This is a genomic window from Arachidicoccus ginsenosidivorans (genome assembly GCF_007971385.1).
GTDB classification, from domain to species: domain Bacteria; phylum Bacteroidota; class Bacteroidia; order Chitinophagales; family Chitinophagaceae; genus Arachidicoccus; species Arachidicoccus ginsenosidivorans.
Genome location: NZ_CP042434.1, coordinates 1,302,045 through 1,318,817, shown reverse-complemented (window position 1 = coordinate 1,318,817; position 16,773 = coordinate 1,302,045). Strand labels below are relative to the sequence as shown.

Annotated in this window: 21 protein-coding genes; 11 read left to right on the top strand and 10 right to left on the bottom strand. The window is 38.9% G+C overall.

The features are described 5' to 3' along the window. Positions 1-41 precede the first annotated feature (41 nt). Complete coding sequence (locus FSB73_RS05385) at positions 42-1,289, bottom strand: DUF4271 domain-containing protein (protein ID WP_146780470.1); 1,248 nt, start codon at positions 1,287-1,289, stop codon at positions 42-44. Between the two features lie 231 nt (positions 1,290-1,520). Between FSB73_RS05385 and FSB73_RS05380 the strand changes: the two genes are divergently transcribed. From FSB73_RS05380 to FSB73_RS05365, 4 genes are all read left to right on the top strand, one after another. Then, positions 1,521-2,036 (top strand): carboxypeptidase-like regulatory domain-containing protein, encoded by a 516-nt coding sequence (locus tag FSB73_RS05380; protein ID WP_158639426.1) that lies wholly within the window; start codon positions 1,521-1,523, stop codon positions 2,034-2,036. Then, positions 2,021-4,342, top strand: coding sequence for a TonB-dependent receptor (locus FSB73_RS05375; RefSeq protein ID WP_146780468.1), 2,322 nt, complete (start codon positions 2,021-2,023; stop codon positions 4,340-4,342). Before FSB73_RS05380 ends, FSB73_RS05375 begins: the two co-directional genes overlap by 16 nt. A gap of 114 nt (positions 4,343-4,456) precedes the next feature. After that, positions 4,457-4,858, top strand: a complete 402-nt coding sequence (locus FSB73_RS05370; RefSeq protein ID WP_146780467.1) for a hypothetical protein — start codon at positions 4,457-4,459, stop codon at positions 4,856-4,858. Between the two features lie 5 nt (positions 4,859-4,863). Further along, complete coding sequence (locus FSB73_RS05365; protein ID WP_146780466.1) at positions 4,864-5,049, top strand: hypothetical protein; 186 nt, start codon at positions 4,864-4,866, stop codon at positions 5,047-5,049. On the opposite strand, the gene FSB73_RS23210 is transcribed toward FSB73_RS05365, so the two are convergent. Beyond that, positions 5,031-5,192, bottom strand: a complete 162-nt coding sequence (locus FSB73_RS23210; protein ID WP_158639425.1) for a hypothetical protein — start codon at positions 5,190-5,192, stop codon at positions 5,031-5,033. The genes FSB73_RS05365 and FSB73_RS23210 overlap by 19 nt on opposite strands. On the opposite strand from FSB73_RS23210, the gene FSB73_RS05360 reads away from it, so the two are divergent. After that, positions 5,175-5,855, top strand: a complete 681-nt coding sequence (locus tag FSB73_RS05360) for a hypothetical protein (RefSeq protein WP_146780465.1) — start codon at positions 5,175-5,177, stop codon at positions 5,853-5,855. The genes FSB73_RS23210 and FSB73_RS05360 overlap by 18 nt on opposite strands. Positions 5,856-6,234: 379 nt before the next feature. Here FSB73_RS05360 and FSB73_RS05355 read toward each other — a convergent pair whose 3' ends face one another. The 6 genes from FSB73_RS05355 to gldC all read right to left on the bottom strand — a co-directional run bounded on the left by FSB73_RS05355 (position 6,235) and on the right by gldC (position 10,015). After that, positions 6,235-6,696, bottom strand: coding sequence for an OmpA family protein (locus FSB73_RS05355; protein WP_262712507.1), 462 nt, complete (start codon positions 6,694-6,696; stop codon positions 6,235-6,237). 339 nt (positions 6,697-7,035) lie between these two features. Continuing rightward, positions 7,036-7,692, bottom strand: a complete 657-nt coding sequence (locus tag FSB73_RS05350) for a CBS domain-containing protein (protein ID WP_146780464.1) — start codon at positions 7,690-7,692, stop codon at positions 7,036-7,038. A 12-nt stretch (positions 7,693-7,704) separates the two neighbouring features. Next, complete coding sequence (locus FSB73_RS05345; protein WP_146780463.1) at positions 7,705-8,475, bottom strand: alpha/beta fold hydrolase; 771 nt, start codon at positions 8,473-8,475, stop codon at positions 7,705-7,707. Between the two features lie 192 nt (positions 8,476-8,667). After that, positions 8,668-9,162 (bottom strand): CvpA family protein, encoded by a 495-nt coding sequence (locus FSB73_RS05340; protein WP_146780462.1) that lies wholly within the window; start codon positions 9,160-9,162, stop codon positions 8,668-8,670. Next, on the bottom strand, positions 9,159-9,611 hold the full coding sequence (locus FSB73_RS05335) for a GatB/YqeY domain-containing protein (RefSeq protein WP_146780461.1): 453 nt from the start codon (positions 9,609-9,611) through the stop codon (positions 9,159-9,161). The genes FSB73_RS05340 and FSB73_RS05335 overlap by 4 nt, the downstream gene beginning before the upstream one ends. 47 nt (positions 9,612-9,658) lie before the next feature. Then, a complete protein-coding gene (gldC, locus tag FSB73_RS05330) occupies positions 9,659-10,015 on the bottom strand; it encodes a gliding motility protein GldC (RefSeq protein WP_192904093.1) in 357 nt (118 codons plus the stop codon). A gap of 147 nt (positions 10,016-10,162) precedes the next feature. Between gldC and FSB73_RS05325 the strand changes: the two genes are divergently transcribed. The 5 genes from FSB73_RS05325 to FSB73_RS05310 all read left to right on the top strand — a co-directional run bounded on the left by FSB73_RS05325 (position 10,163) and on the right by FSB73_RS05310 (position 14,046). Then, a complete protein-coding gene (locus FSB73_RS05325) occupies positions 10,163-10,681 on the top strand; it encodes a DinB family protein (protein ID WP_146780460.1) in 519 nt (172 codons plus the stop codon). 211 nt (positions 10,682-10,892) lie between these two features. Continuing rightward, the gene (locus FSB73_RS05320) at positions 10,893-11,681 is read left to right on the top strand and encodes a hypothetical protein (RefSeq protein WP_146780459.1); all 789 of its coding nucleotides are present in this window, start codon (positions 10,893-10,895) and stop codon (positions 11,679-11,681) included. Between the two features lie 219 nt (positions 11,682-11,900). Continuing rightward, complete coding sequence (locus tag FSB73_RS24190; protein ID WP_262712506.1) at positions 11,901-12,722, top strand: RNA polymerase factor sigma-54; 822 nt, start codon at positions 11,901-11,903, stop codon at positions 12,720-12,722. Between the two features lie 17 nt (positions 12,723-12,739). Further along, positions 12,740-13,393, top strand: a complete 654-nt coding sequence (locus FSB73_RS24185; protein ID WP_262712505.1) for an RNA polymerase factor sigma-54 — start codon at positions 12,740-12,742, stop codon at positions 13,391-13,393. 2 nt (positions 13,394-13,395) lie between these two features. After that, positions 13,396-14,046 (top strand): hypothetical protein, encoded by a 651-nt coding sequence (locus FSB73_RS05310; protein ID WP_146780458.1) that lies wholly within the window; start codon positions 13,396-13,398, stop codon positions 14,044-14,046. A gap of 143 nt (positions 14,047-14,189) precedes the next feature. On the opposite strand, the gene FSB73_RS05305 is transcribed toward FSB73_RS05310, so the two are convergent. Continuing rightward, positions 14,190-14,387: a hypothetical protein gene (locus tag FSB73_RS05305; protein ID WP_146780457.1), complete on the bottom strand. Its 198-nt coding sequence runs from the start codon at positions 14,385-14,387 to the stop codon at positions 14,190-14,192. A gap of 1 nt (position 14,388) precedes the next feature. Next, positions 14,389-14,958 (bottom strand): zeta toxin family protein, encoded by a 570-nt coding sequence (locus FSB73_RS05300; RefSeq protein WP_146780456.1) that lies wholly within the window; start codon positions 14,956-14,958, stop codon positions 14,389-14,391. 432 nt (positions 14,959-15,390) lie between these two features. Here FSB73_RS05300 and FSB73_RS05295 point away from each other — a divergent pair, with 432 nt between their 5' ends. Further along, positions 15,391-16,338 (top strand): PDDEXK nuclease domain-containing protein, encoded by a 948-nt coding sequence (locus tag FSB73_RS05295; protein ID WP_225974506.1) that lies wholly within the window; start codon positions 15,391-15,393, stop codon positions 16,336-16,338. Positions 16,339-16,773: the final 435 nt, after the last annotated feature.

Sequence of the window (16,773 nt, the reverse complement as noted above, 5' to 3'; positions counted from 1 at the left end):
AAATTATTATAATGTCGATAGAATAATGGAATAGGAGTCGGTTACACGAACCTTCCTATATTGGTCAATAATACTTTGTAAACAAGTAACAAGGGTATTATTTCAACCGCGCAAAGGTACAAAATAAAGTGGAATGCACTCACCTTGAGCTTGCCTTTAATTAGCAGGAAGGAAGCGATATAGCGATATATTAAAAGAATTGATATTATAACTAAAACAGCCGTTAAGACTTGGCCAAGGGTCTGATCTGTCCCATAACTGATTAAAAGCGTTGCCGGAAGGAGTAGCAAACCAATTATTTTATTGATGGAAAAAACGACCTGATTATAAATTGTGGCAGCAATGGGCGCCCCAAACACCCATCCGGAGAGTAAAATCACCAAATATTTAACAAGATAGACCCCTGTTAATAGGCCAGTGAATAGCAGCCAACTGGACCAAAAATTAGCTCCCGGGATGCCTGGACGTAAAATTTCCGTCAAAAACAGTCCTCCTGTCAGCACAAAAAAAAGATTTAAAAGCAAAGAAGGCAGGATGTTTTGACCGCGTATTTGGTCTGAAACATTGTTTTTTCGGTCATTGGGATGCAGAAAAAACCAGAAAACCTGGTTGAAATACCTGGGGAAAATTACTTTGATGAGTCCCAAAAGAAAAGCAATCCCTAAAAAAGCGTAAAAAAGTAAATCCCGGTCCTTATAATTGTGGAAACTAACCAAGGCACTGGTGTCCCCAGTACTACTACTGTTCTGATAAAAATAATCCGGGAAAAAAATGGTATAATCAGGCTGATTACCCGGATTTAAGGCAGCTTGTTTTGCCAACCTTTCCCTAATGGCATCAGTATGTGCTTTATAAATAGAGTCCTTAAGTGCCTTTAAACGGTCAGCATCCTGCTGTTTTTGGCGGGCAGCTTCCTGTTCTGGACTAAGTTTAATAGGGGAAGTGGAGTCGCCAGAATGATTGGCCTTGGTCGCTACACCTAGTGATGCTTTGCGTTTAAGGCTATCCTGACCAGTAATCCTGGTGGAATCTACCTGTAAGCGACTTGTCTTATTTGTGTTGGTATCTGAAGACAATTTACCTACAGCTGATTTAACGGGTTGCTTTTTGCTAGTATCTCTACCTTTTGTCTGTTGGCTGGATACAGCATGGCCTGCCCGTCCCGAATCCTTGGTAGCGACTTTCTGGCCGGTACTTTGTTTAGGAGCAGTGGTGTCTGAATGACGTTGCTGACCATAAACAGTCAACGAACAACCAACAGCTATTAATATAATCCACAGTTGCTTCATGCTTTGCAAAGTTGCCTAATTTTTAGCTAATCAAAGGGTAATCGACTGGTTTTTTTCGAAGAACGGGCAAAAGCAAAATGATTACAAGGGCAAAATGAACAAAACAGAATTAAAGCAACTACGACTGATCTGGTAACATTGAATTAATCAATGCGTAACCTTGCCATAACACTGCACGCCTATTTTTGCCGCGTAAATAAGCAATTACTTAGATCACTAAACACAAATTACTTGAAATTTAAATTTTCTTTATCCTTATGTTACCTGATGCTGACTTCAATGATGACCTTAGTTATGGTCACAGGTAACTGGCAGCCTGCCCAGGCAAAGCCTGTGGACGACAGCAAAATTCAATTAAACGGCCAGGTGATGGATGAAAAAGGCCTGCCTGTCCAAGGAGCCACCATTAAGATTCTAAATGGGCATTCAGGCGCCGTCAGTGAGTCAGATGGCCAGTTTCAGCTGATGGTCCCCAAGGACTCCTCCTGCACCATTAGTGTGGAGGCGATCGGTTACCAGCCAACAACAAAAATACTTAGACCTTTTCAGCAAAAGGACCAATTGATTAAAATTGAATTAATCGCAAGCTTGAACGACTTAGAAGATGTAAGCGTTTCTGCTGTTAGGCGCAGTAGTGGCAGCCTGGATTTGGTATATGCCCATCAGAAAGCCGCTTCTGCCATCTCTGATGGCATCAGTCAGGACATTATCAAAAATCACCTGATAGAAATATGGGTGATGTCTTAAAAAGAATCAGTGGGGCATCTGTTCAGGATGATAAATTTGTGATTATCCGCGGCCTTAATGAACGCTATAATACTGCCAAGATGAATGGTGCCCTGTTGCCCTCCACAGAACCCGATAAAAAAGCATTTGCCTTTAATATCATTCCAGCATCCCTTATAGATCAAGTTTTGATCTATAAGTCCATGACGCCAGATCTGCCGGCCGACTTTGCAGGGGGCGCCATAGATATTACCACCAAAGATTTTCCGAATAAAAGAGTAAGTGAACTATCGCTTTCCTTAGGTTATCAGGGCAATACCACCTTTAGGGCCTTTAAAAAATCAACCGTAACTGGTAAATATGATTTTACAGGGTATTTCGATGAGCGTCGTAGTCTGCCAGCCGCTTACAACCACTATAAAAGTGATTTTAGCCATCAAGATGATGGTATTAAGATGGCAGTAACTGAAAAATTCTCCAATAATTTTGGCTTTAAGAAGACAGCAAACAGCCTACCAGATATCAGTATTGCCTATACAGGCGGGGATACCAGATATACCAGCAGTGATAAAAAGTTTGGCTATATCTATTCCCTGGGGTATAGCGCTTCCAGAGAAGTACTCACAGGATCGATTAAAGACTATTCGATAGACAAAAGGGAAATCTATAACAGTAGCTCAACGCAGTACGCCTATAAATATGCACATTACGCCTTGTTAAATCTAAGCTATGCCTTTAATAGTCGCAACCGCCTGTTGTTTAAAAACATCTATAACAACCAATTAACCAGTGAGCTAACACAAAGAGCCGGGGCTAATCTGTCCAATGAAATGCCACAGCCATTTATCAGCAGTGCCTCTAAAGCCAACAGAGACGGCCTTGTACAATCTGTTTTGCAAGGCATCCACGATTTTAAAACAAGCCAACAACTAAACTGGAATCTCTCCTATGCAAGAACGTACCATTATAGTCCGGATGAGACCATTCTTACCTTAAATGAAAATGCCCTTGGCGGTTATGAAAGAAAACTCAGTAATGAAAACTCTCCGGCTATCCAAAATGCCGGTAGAGTTTACTCAAGCAACCTGGAGCAGCAATTTGGAGGCAGCCTGGATTACAGTTATAATTTTAAAATGGGTGATAGAAGTCAGCTTATAAAGGCCGGAATGAATACCTATTACCGAAAAAAGGATGTTATTGTGGAAGCCTTGGGTTATGCTACCCTGAACGCCTATGGCACCACTTTGCCGGCAGATCCATCCGACCCCTATAACCTGTTTACCAAAGAGAACATTGAAGCGTTTAAGGTAACGGTTGCCACCATTGGTAACAATTCAACCGATTATCTGGGTAAAGCGTGGAATACAAACGGATTTATTATGTTGGAAAACAAATGGCTGGATAACTGGACCTTAAAATGGGGCGCTAAACTAAGTCATTATAACCAGCAACTGATACCGACCTCTGGTAAGGTCATTGAAAAGAATAATACCGATATCCTACCATCAGCCATTCTGACTTACCGACCCGGAGTGAAGATGAACCTCAGATTGGCGGGTTCGCAATCGGTCAACCGTCCCGAATTCAGAGAATTGGCCGATTATAGTTTATATGATTATAGCAAGGATTTTATCTACAGGGGCAATCCAAATCTGACCCGCAGTAAAATCACCAATCTTGATTTTCGTTATGAGTTCTTTCCCGGGGCTGGAGAGATTTTATCGGCCAGCGTATTCTATAAGCACTTCAAAGATCCGATAGAGCAAATTAACCAGGGGAACGGCATCCTGAACTACCAGAATGCTGATAATGCACAATTATATGGCGCAGAAATAGAAATCAGAAAGAAATTAGACTTTTTAGGCAATCCCTTCTTTAATAAATGGACATTTTATGGCAATGCTACCTATGTTGATGGTGATATCCAATTAAGCGGTGCCAAAGGCAAAAGTCTGATGCAGGGACAATCGCCCTATCTTATTGGTGCGGGCCTAAGTTATACACAGGGAGATTTGGCCTTTAACCTGCTTTATCAAAAAGCAGGACCCAGGTTGGCCTTCAGAGGCCAGGGCGACGGTCAGTTGAATATTTATGAAAAGGGCAGAGATGTAATGGATGCCCAGATCAGCTACCGATTACTAAAATCTAAAAAGCTGGAGCTAAAACTCTCCGTCAAGGATCTACTGGCACAATCCCAGGATTGGTACTATAAGTTTGATGCTAGTACAGGGAATGCGGGCACCGGATATAATCCTAAAACCGATAAGATTACCAGACAGTTTAATCCAGCCAGAGCATTTAATTTATCCATTAAATACCAGTTTTAAATCAACAAACTAAATACTCATTTAAAAGCAGACAAAAATTACCAACAAACACAAATGGCTTAAGAAAAGCAATTTAAAGACAATTAGAACGCAATTTAAATCAAATTAAAAATCATGAAAAAATCACATTTTTCTTTCAAATCATTCAAATCAGTGTGCCTGCTGGGGCTGGCCACAGCGGTGATGGTGATGGCCGCTTCCTGCAGCAAGTCCACTGATGATAGCGGTATTATCCCACCGGTGGATCCATCAAATACCACCGATGTGCGCGGTTCTATTACCAAAGATGTAAGCTGGACCAAAGATAAGGTCTACCGGCTCAGAGGCTACGTATATGTAGAGGCTGGTGCAACATTGACTATTGAACCTGGAACCAAGATTGTTTCAAATAACGACTCTGCTGGTGTCCTGGTGATCTACAAAGGAGCCAAAATTAATGCAAAGGGGACCGCTACAGATCCTATCGTTTTCACCTCAGCGGAGACTAGTCCCAAACCCGGCGATTTGGGGGATTAGTATTAGTGGGCAAAGCCACTGGCAATGGCAATCACGCTAATCTGGAAGGTGGCGTAAATGATGCGCATAAAGATTTGGTGGCACCGATGACGCAGATAACAGTGGGGTCTTACAATATGTCCGGATTGAATATGCAGGTAAGGCCGTTAATCCCGATGATGAAGTCAACGGTTTATCCCTTTATACTGTAGGCAACGGGACCACTATTGATCATATTCAAGTCGTTCGCGGGCTCGATGACGGTTTTGAGTTTTTTGGCGGCAGCGTCAACTGTAAATACCTGATCGCTTATAACTGCGCCGATGACGACTTTGACATGGATGACGGTTTTCACGGTAAGGTCCAGTACGGACTCTCCATCAAGGATCCTGCCTTTACAGACAGCAAAGGAACGACCGGCGATCTTTCCAATAACTTCGAAATCGATAATACCAATGGAAAAATACCTTTCAGCACGACGCCCATGACAACACCAATATTGTCCAATTTTACAGCGATAGGGCCCAATGACGCTGCTGGAACTTCCACGGATTTTGGCTATGGTATGCGCTTTAGAAGAGGCTCAAAAGTAACGCTGGCTAATTCTATCGTTTTGGGTAGTCAAAAAGGTGGGTTGATCATTGAAGATGACCAGACACAGACAAACTATAAGTCCGGTGACTCCAGGTTTTATAACAGCCTGATACAGGCCGTTACCAAACCGTTTCTGGTACTCGGAAAAGATTCCACGATTTTAAATACAGCTGCCCTCACTAACCTGACATTGGGATCTAATCTTTCCCAGTTGTTAAGCAGTGCAACGGATGCAGGCCTTAATGATCCCTTTAATAATCAGGCACCGAATCTTAAGCCCAAAGATGGTTCCAAGGCACTTACGACTGCCGGTAAATTTGATGTCAATGGACTGGACAATGGTTTCTTTGATAAAACAACTTTTATCGGTGCAATGGACGCTAGTAATGACTGGACCAGCGGTTGGGCTGTTTGGGGAAAATAATCAACGGCTTAGCAGCAGCAGTAGTATTAAGTATAAAAGTTATCGCAGACTGATTTTGTATAATGCCTTAGTGATCAGGTTTGTCAGGAGATCCCTTGATACAAAATATAATATGTATCCATCGGGTCTCCTTTTTTTGAATCCAGCTTTGGCAATTGCCGGCGTCCGGGAAGAAGATAATAGGGTAATAGGCTATAGGCCTACTGTCCGGGCCGTCCAACACCCCTAACAATAAAGCCCACTGAGTAATTATCTACTCAGTGGGCTTTAAATTTAATAAGAGATATCAGCTAAATACTTTTTGCTGATTGATAGGATTATTTTCTGACAGTTACCAGGTTGTTTCAAACAACCAAAGAGAAAAAATGAAGCTTAGGACTTATTTACCTTGCTGCTTTGCCTCCTGGGCTGCATCTGCTTTCATTTGATCATTTGCGGTAATCAAAAATTCAACTCTACGATTTTGTGCACGGCCATCTTCTGTATTGTTATCGTATTTAGGCACTGTTTCTCCAAAACCTTTTACAGTTAGCCTGGAGCTATTAATGCCGTTTGCCTTCAGGTAATCAGCTACAGAGGTCGCCCTTTTAACGGATAGTGTCATATTATAACTTGCTGCCCCAGTATTATCCGTATGACCTTGTACTTCAAGGTTGGTCTCTGGGTATTTGTTCAAAATAGTAATAAGATTATTCAGCGTATTTCTGGAAGCGTCCGTTAAATTGGACTGATCAAAGCCAAAGAGTACTTTACTATTAAATTCCACAACAATCCCTTCTTCCACACGTTGCACTTTAGCGTCCGGGATCTGTTCTTTAATATCTTCTGCTTGTTTGTCCATTTTTTTGCCAATCACATAACCGGCACCACCGCCTACTGCTGCACCGATAATAGATCCCAGGGCAGTATTACCTGTGATTTTTCCGATAACGCCACCAGCAACTGCACCACCTGCTACACCTATGGCAGCGCCGCGTTCACTTTTATTGGCGTTTTGTATGCATTACAAGAGGTTAACATGACGGCACCCAAAGCGAGTGCAAAAATTGAGACTTTTAGCTTTTTCATTATTATTTGGTTTTAAAGTTCAAAATATGCTATAATTATGCCATTCTTTCGATGCCAAAAAACTGGTTACGTTTAACGACTGATAATTAAAAGCTTAAATAATTGATTAAAATTAAATGTTAAGGTAATTCATGAGTGCTTCATAATTTCTGCGAAGTTCATTTTCATATAGTTCATTGCCCCAAAAATGCACAACATTGTATTCATATCGTTGTAGTGTACTGATAATATCGGAAACTTCCATCCGGTCCAGACGTATATTGACCCAAAATAAATCCGTTTCTGGCTCACTGTAAGTGTTGAGTTGTGTAATATTGGCATCACCGGATTCAATTAATCTTGTCAGGGCTGAAAGTGAATAATCCAGTTTCTTCATCTGGATGGTAATAATAGCCCCTCCAGATTTATGCACATCCATTAGGAGTGCCAGTCCCGTTAATAAGGATTCGTAAGTAATGATGCCCAAATATTGCTGCTCAATACTTGTTACAGGCAGCAGTGCAGTGCCAGCCTGAGTCATGGTATTTAAGGCAATATAGATATGCTGACTGCCATTAATAAAAATTGATCTGACCGGAACAGCGTCCAGGGCAGTCTTTTCATCCAATGCTTCCAATACCTCCAGGGAAATAAGCCCTAAAAGCTGATCATCCTGTAATAAAGGCGCAAATGACAAGTTATGGTCGTCAAATACCTGCATGGCATCCGCAACCGTCAAGTGGGTTGACAGTGTAGGAAAATCAGGTACTATGAGCTGTTCGCATAACATGATAATTATTCTTTATTTTGCTTCGGACCTATGCTTTTTTAAGAACGCTTCTAATAATACATTAAATTCTGCCGGTACCTCCATCATTGGCGCATGGCCACATTTGTCGATAAAATGCAACTCAGAATTCGGGATTAGTTTATGAAACTCTTCTGCCACAAATGGTGGCGTCACCTGGTCATTTTTTCCCCAGATCAATAAAGTAGGCTGTTGGATACCATTTAGTTCCTGGCCAAGATTATTTCGAATAGCACTTTTAGCCAACGCAATGATTTTGATGACTTTAAGGCGATTATTGGTGATTTCAAAGACTTCATTAACAAGTTCTTCTGTCGCCATTTTTGGATCATAGAAGGTGAATTCTGTCTTTTTACGGATATAATCTCTGTCTCCTCTTTTGGGATAAGTGTCTCCCATACCGTTTTCAAAAAGGCCGGAACTTCCAGTCAAAATGAGGGTTTTGATCCGCTCTGGATGTTTGAGTACCTGAACCAGTGCAACATGGCCGCCCAGAGAGTTCCCTAAAAGGTGCATATCGCTGATATCCAACTTTTCAAAAAAACGGTTGACATATTTTTGCAGGCCACCAACCGTGGTACTTAACAGATCTAATGAAAAAAGCGGCAATAAAGGTACAATAACCCGATGGGTATCCTTAAATCGATCAATCAGATCCTCAAAATTGCTCAGTGCGCCGAACAAACCGTGAAATAAAACCAGGGGTTCTCCCTCGCCTACATCAATATATTGAAACTTATCTAATTGTTTTACTTCGTAACTCATATTATAATATCTGTACAGGTATTTCTTACTTACAAATAAACATAATTCAAATGAGAAAATATTATTTTTTTTAGCACATGATCCAGGATATAGTCAAAATGGCCCCTGATTTTGATTATATTTACGATCGTTTAACGCCAGATTAGTTGCCCACGGCAGGCAATCTGGCAGCCATTTCTGCAAAAAAATCACTCAAGTGTTTAAACATGTCTTTAAACCAGGGTATAACCGCCCCAAATGATCAATGACCCAGGGACCCAGATTATGAAAATAAGGATAGGTTACCGATGCCTTAATCGTCTCAGGGCCTGTAAGTCCCATTTTAGTCGTATAGAATAACAATACACTATATATCGTAAAATAAACCAATGCATACAAAATAATGCCACAAATGCGGTTGATCCAGCCCAGAAGGACTGCCTGGATTAATTTCTCGATCATCCTGGCCACTAGTTTAATGACCACAATTACCAATACCAGAACAATCACAAAAGATAAAAACGAAAGCCATTTACCATGCATGGACTGGCTGGTCAGATAGCCAGCCACGACCACAGAAAGTTTCATAGCCGCTGCAATACCAATAATCAGGGCTACGTAAGAAAATGCGGCCAGAATGGCCCCCTTGCTATAGCCCTTAATGATTGCCAGCACCAGTAATACCCCTGCTATCAGATCAAGGATCATTTATTAAGTAATGCTTTCACCTGTGTAGAAATCGCTTTACCGTCTGCTTTACCAGCGAGTTGCTTGGTGGCCACTCCCATAACCTTACCCATATCTGCAGGGCTGGAGGCGCCGGTTTGTTGGATAATCTGCTGAATAATCTCTTTTAATTTATCTTCAGAGAGTTGTTCAGGCAAGAACTGCTCAATGACCAGCAGCTCTGCCTTTTCCTTCGCAGCCAAATCTGCTCTGCCTTGCTGTTCAAAGATCTCTAATGAATCCTTGCGCTGTTTGGCCATCTTCTGTAAAAGTTTAAGTTCGCCGTCTTCGGTAATTACTCCGCCTGCGCCTGATTCTGTTTTTGCTTTGATGATTTCTGCCTTGATGGCTCTTAAGCTACGCAGGGCGTCTTCATTTTTTGTCTTCATGGCCTCCTTGAGGCGTGTCATAATTTCTTGTTCTAAACTCATGTTCTAAACGTATTTATTTAAATTAGGTCGTTAGCTATAAGGCTAAACTACTCTTTTGCATCAATTTTATTTTGTTCCAGCTGTAATTTGCGGAATTTTTGGTAAAAATCCTTGGCGAAACCTTTCATATCATCCACCAGCTCCTGCTGATTAACGGATCTGGCTAATGTGTCACCCATCGTCATCAGGGTCTGGTAAAAGAAATCTGCCATTTCATCCACCATCATATCCTTGGTCCATAAATCAATTCTGAGTGCACTTTTATCTGCAGCGTCCCAGAATGCCAGTAACATTGCCCTTGCTTTTTGTTGTTGCTTTTCCCGGTCAGTGGTACTCCAGTAAATATTTTCAGGAACACGGTCCTTATCTAATTCAACATCTATCTGAATAGTTGATTTAATCATGGATTGTCTTTTATGTTATTATAAATAGGCCGCACAAAGGTAATTTTATTATTACAATTTGCGGCTTAAACTGTTAGAATGTCTATGTAAGGCCGATAGAAAGCTTTTGGTCCAACTGGCTTACCTTTAAACCAAAATTGAATCTATATGTCCAGAATTGAAACAAGTGAGTATAGCTCCCACTTTGAGCCTTATGTCTCGCTAACGCGTGGAGAAACGGTCAATGAGCTCATTTCGAACCATAGTCCTTATTTAATGGATTTTATTGAAAGGATACCTGATGAAAAATCATCTTTCAGCTACGCACTTGGTAAATGGAATGTTAAAGAAGTGCTGCAGCATATTATTGATATGGAAAGGGTTTTTGCCTACCGGGCGCTAAGCATTGCCAGGGGAGTCAAGGAGGATCTACCAGGCGTCGACCAAGATCAGTTTGCCAGTTTTCAAAGGTCTAAATACCGGGCATTCAGTGATTTACAGGAAGAGTTTTTGGCCATGCAGGCTGATTACAATATTCTTTTCCGCTCTTTTGATAAGGAGGCGTTGATGAATACTGGACTGGTTGCAGGGAACAAAACAACCTGCCGAAGTTGGATATTTATCAGCTTTGGCCATACACTATACCATATAAAATTATTGAAAGATCGTTATGGAATAGTTGGCTGATCAATGTTCCAGCGGATTTTAAATGAGTGTCAGGCGGTGTTATAAATGTTAAAATAAAGCCAAAGTCGTGAATTATTTTTGTTACGCAAACGTTTGAGTCGTCATTTGTGCATAAATTGTTACTATCCTAATGGGGATTCATATTATATTTATGAAAACTTTTTTAACAGAGAATAGGGCCAATGCTTATTTGAATTTAAAACTTTCTTAAATGAGTGTCAAAAACAGTATCCGCTTTGTGGAATATTCGAGTGTGTTCGTATTGTGTGCATTTTTATTAATGGTACTATCCTTAGTAGGTACTGATGATACGCAGATACATGTTAATTTTTATCTTTTAGGTGTTTCCGCCATTTTGTTTCTGGTTTACATCTTTAAGGATAAAATCATCTATTCCCGTATTAAACATTCCAGATATAAGAACCTCTTTTGGCAAGTATTGGAAAAGATTCATCTTTCAGAAAATATTCTGATGGAACAGCCGGCGGAAAGAGCCGTTCCCAAAGCGCAAAAACAGAACCAGGTGGATAGCTTTATTCGGGAGAATGGACTCAATACCAAAATAGGGACCAGAAGGACCCATGATTATATCATCTGGGCGACCGTTGGGGTCTATTTATTGGGCGTATACGCCGCCAATTTGCTTTTATCACTCAATGCCAGTGATACTGCCCTAATTGCAATTTTGGGTCTGATGTGTATTTCTTTTGGGTACTTATTTGGTAATTATAATTTTTTCCGCAGTGGCGGTATCGCCATGGAATTTACGCCAGAGGCTTTAATTGTACAGGATAATAGTCTTGGCTGGGATAAGATTATAGATTGGCAATATAATCGCAGAGATTCCACCAATAATTCTAGTGTAACCATATTTTACTATAACACCTTTTTGGAGGTGCAGTCTTTAAGAATTGAGCTTTTTCAATTAAATATCCGCAAAATTGATCTGGTTCTTTTACTTTCCCATTTTAAAGAAACTTATGGCAAAAATATTTATTGAAGTTTTTTATGATTTTCGGGTTTCAATGCTTCCAAATGCTCCTTTAAGGGAGCATTTTTTTTGAGAAAACCTTTAAAATAAGGAAAAAATCCCATATTAGCAAAAAGTAGGCCATTTTTTAAAATAAAACAATTTATTTAGAAAATTAGCCATAAATCATTGTAATTTTGGAATAGGTTTTATGAAACTGACCTTATTATTGAAGCAAACAACATTGTTATGGCACTGAGTCAAACCATACAGCAAAAGCTCATGCAGAAGCTGTCACCACAACAAATTCAGCTAATGAAATTGTTGCAAATTCCGACAGCAAATCTGGAAGAGCGCATAAAAGAAGAGTTGGAAGAAAATCCGGCACTGGAAGAAAGTAATGAAGAAGACGCGCAAGATGATTTAGAATTGCCTGCAGAAGAATATGATGCACAGCAAGAAGATGAATTTGAGCCTGATGGAAGTGAACAGGAATATGAGAATATTGATATTTCTGAATATGTGAGTGAAGGGGATGATGAGATTGCTGATTATAAACTTCGTTCAGATGGTTATCAGGAAGCAGAGGATAAGCAGAATATTCCCTTTAAGGTAGAAAGTAGCCTCCATGAAACCTTAAAAACACAGTTAGGTATGCTGTCCTTGTCGGATAAGGAATCTGTAATAGCTGAACAAATTATAGGTAGTATTGACGATGATGGCTACCTCAGAAGGGAGCTAGCTTCCATCGTTAATGACCTGGCTTTCAGGCAGAATATAGATTCTAATGAACAGGAGGTGGAACTTATCATTGAAAAAATCCAACAATTTGATCCTGCGGGTATCTGTGCACGGGATTTACAGGAATGTCTATTACTTCAACTGGGCAGGTTAGGCCCAGATGCAGAAGCGCCTGCCCAGGTGGCCATCCGGATATTGACCAGATATTTTGATGAGTTTACTAAAAAACATTATGAGAAGATCCAAAGAGGCCTTGGTATCACCGAACAGCAGCTTAAATCTGCTATAGGGGCTATTATTCGGCTTAACCCCAAACCAGGTGGGGGGTAGGTGAGGTAAACAAAGCTATGAGTTATATTGTACCTGACTTTTTCATATTTAATAATAATGGAGAACTGGAACTATCCCTGAATGCGAAGAATGCACCTGATCTGCGTATCAGCGATGGATATAGAGACATGCTTCGAGATTATGATAAAGGGGATAAGAAGGACAAAAGACAAAAGGAAGCCATCTTGTTTATCAAACAAAAAATTGATTCTGCCAAATGGTTTATTGATATGATCAAACAGCGTCAGCATACTTTGCTGAGTACGATGGGTGCGATTATGGAATATCAGGAAGAATTTTTCATGACTGGTGACGAGACTACTTTAAAGCCAATGATTCTCAAAGATATCGCAGAGATGATTGATCTGGATATCTCCACGGTAAGCCGGGTTGCCAATAGTAAGTTTGTTCAGACTGAATTCGGGACCTATCGACTGAAGTTCTTCTTCAGCGAGTCGTTAAGCACGGAAAGCGGTGAGGAAGTATCTACACGTGAGGTGAAAAAGATTTTGAGTGATGTCATAGAAGGAGAGGATAAACAAAAACCATTCAGTGATGAGAAATTAACCGAGATTTTACAAGAAAAAGGCTATAATATTGCACGCAGGACCGTGGCTAAATACAGAGAGCAATTAAATATTCCAGTGGCCCGGTTAAGAATTCAATTATAGATATGGCGGAAAATGTAATCCAGCGGCAGTCTGCAGTTATTAGAATATTGGCAAAAGTATTGTCTTATGTGTTTCATCCATTGTTTATACCTACCTATATATTCCTTTGGATGGTAAAAAGGTTTCCCTATGAATTTATTGGCCTGGAAGGCCATGAACTTACCCTTAGGGAAATCGGTGTTTTTATGACAACCGCATTTTTTCCGGCCTTTACTGTTTTTCTTCTCTGGAAATTGGGTTTTGCTAAAAGTATGCATCTTAGAAACCAGAAAGAAAGGATTATTCCTTATATCGCCACTATGATATTTTATTGGTGGATGTGGTATCTCAGCAGAAATTTTACAGATCAAGCTTCTGCGCTTAAATTCTTCTATTTTGGGATTTTTTTGGCGACTGTACCCGGTTTGATCCTAAATAACTTTGTCAAGATTAGTATGCATGCCATGGGGGTAGGTGGCGCCTTAGCTGGGGTGATCCTTACCTATTTATTATATCAAAATAATTACGGACTGGATATTACAGTCATAACTTTAATTGCCGGGATTGTGTGTTCTGCACGAATGGCACTTAGTGAACATAGTTTATTTGAGATTAATCTTGGGCTTGTTATTGGAATTCTGTGCCAGTTTATAGGATATTGGGTAATGATGTAGAAATTTTAGATCATATCTATTTAATATTATGTATTGGCAAACAGTTGATAATCAAATACTTGAATAATTATAAATCAATTTCAAAAAATTTGTACCCCTATAATTGATATTTTAAATTCTGAAATCCACATCCGCCTGCTTTTTTAGACGGCTGGTTTGGGTTTATGATATGCAGATCGATTTTTGATAAACTCTTCTGCTGATACTTCAATAATTTTATTATCCTTCATAATAATAAGCGGACTCTTCTTTTGTTTTTTAAATTCCAAAAGTCTTTGAAAAGCTAATTCAAGTCCGCGTTGAAGTTTTTGTTGTAAATCTTCGCTTGTATTATTATCCATATTATTGTATTATTAAATTATAAATTTCTTTATTTAAAATCTTCAAAGAACCCTTGAATTCTTTTTCTGCTACCATCTCATTGTTCCCATCTGTATTGTCATATATGAATGCTTGATCGACAATTGGTAAATACAATTTGTTTAAGTTTTTAATGCCTCTTAGATATCTTCTTTTAATAACTTCTGGCTCTATAAAGTGACCTCCTTCAGTAACTCTGTTATTGACTCGTTTGATAGCTAAATCCACAGAATGTAACCAAAAGAATAATAAAATTACAGTATAACCTTTTTCTTTAGCCTCCAATATTTTACTTTTATAACTTCTTGTTGCTAAAGTGGTCTCAAAAGCGAAATTTTCATTGTCCGCAATAAGTTCGTTTATTCTGTTCAACATGATTCGTCCCGCCTCTACAGCAACCTTTTCAGGCTGAAAAGGAGAGAGGCCACGAGCTATTTCATCTGCATTGATAAATTCTTTACAGTCTAAAATATCAGGTAATATAGTAAAGGATGCGGTTGTTTTGCCCGCACCATTACAGCCTGCTATCACATAAATTTTTTTATTATCCATTTACTTGGCAAATTTAGTAAATATAGTTGGCACTTATTGTAGCAAAAATGGTATATAGTTTTAGTTGTTTTTTAGAAATATGTTTAGTGTCTTTAGCTTATTAATTTAAGGTTATTTTCGTTTTTACTAAATAATTTGTAATTATTTTTACACCTAATTTACACCAGTATCCTTGTATAATTGTGATAATCAATATAGTTGAACATACTGTATTGGCAAATAAGATAGAAAATATTATCTCGATAATAAAATTGGTTTGAATTATTTTAGTACCTTTGTACTGATTTTGGCCAGTACAAATATTAATATTTAGTAAGTTCCTCTACACCTACATTTGTTTTTATAATTTATTGTATTTTTTATTGGCTAATGTTAAGTCCTAATAAATCCAGATTGAGTTTATTCATTCTTTTTACTTGTTATTTTATAAATATGAAAGAAAAGCGTCGGGAGGTTTATTCGCCTAAGGATTATAATCATTTAAAACAACAAATAGGAAATCTATTTAATGAGGGTCGGTCAAATGCCGGGTATGCAGTGAATAGTATTTTAGTTCAAACATATTGGCATATAGGACAACATATTGTTGAATTTGAACAAAGTGGTAAGGTTAAATCAGAATATGGAAGTTTATTACTGGAAAGACTTTCTACGGACTTAAAACAAGAGTATGGAAAGGGATTTAGTCGCTCCAATTTAACATATATGCGTAAATTTTATTTGTCTTTCCCAATTTGTGAGACGGTGTCTCACAAATTAAGTTGGAGTCATTATTTCGAAATTTTAAAGTCTGAGCACAATTTAGAAATTGAGTTTTATACAAAACAATGTGAAAAAGAAAATTGGAGTGTTAGAGAGTTAAAACGTCAGATGAAATCTATGCTATTTCATAGGGTTGCTTTGAGCAAGGATAAGGAGGGCGTATTAGCAATTGCTAACAAAGGTGCTGAAATTAACCAGCCATCAGATATAATTAAACAACCTTATGTTTTTGAATTTGTTGGCATTCCTGAAAAACATCGATTTCTAGAAAGTGAATTAGAAGAAAAATTAATATCTAATCTCGAAGCATTTTTGCTTGAACTTGGGAAGGGCTTCGCATTTATAGGGAGACAATATAGAATAACGTTATCAAATCGCAATTTTTACGTCGACCTTGTTTTTTATCATTATAAATTGAAATGCTTCGTGCTTATAGATTTGAAGCGTGGCGAAATTGAGTACAATGATATTGGCCAGATGAATATGTACCTAAATTATTTCAAAAAAGAGGAAAACTCTCAAGACGATAATCCCCCAATTGGAATTGTTTTAGGTGCATTTAAAGATCATATATTGGTAGAATATGCTACTGAAATATCAATAATCATTTATTTGTAAGTAAATACCAGCTTTTTTTGCCAGATAAGGAACAATTGGCTAGAGAACTTGAAAAGCTCCTTAGTGACGAAGACTAATTAATGGCTCCAAGTTCGTAATTCAACTGAATTTAATTGGAGCGCATTGCGTTCACAATTCAATTCAGTTGAACATTGAGATTCGCTACACACTGTGTAGCAAATTATAGTGGAGCTATAACTAGCTGATTATGGTGGTTGATGGCCTAACTCCCCGTCAATTTTATCTATATGTCGCTGATGTCCAATATAGGAGTGAGGAGGCAAAAGAGAGGAAAATAGTGCAGATGTACTTGCCGATTCGGCGCAATGGCAGTTTGTCGAAAATGGTGCATTGTTGCTTATCCGCTATATATGTGGTTGCTTACAAAGCGTGCCTTATATTGTTAGTCATTTATGCTATAAAATGTAGTGTATT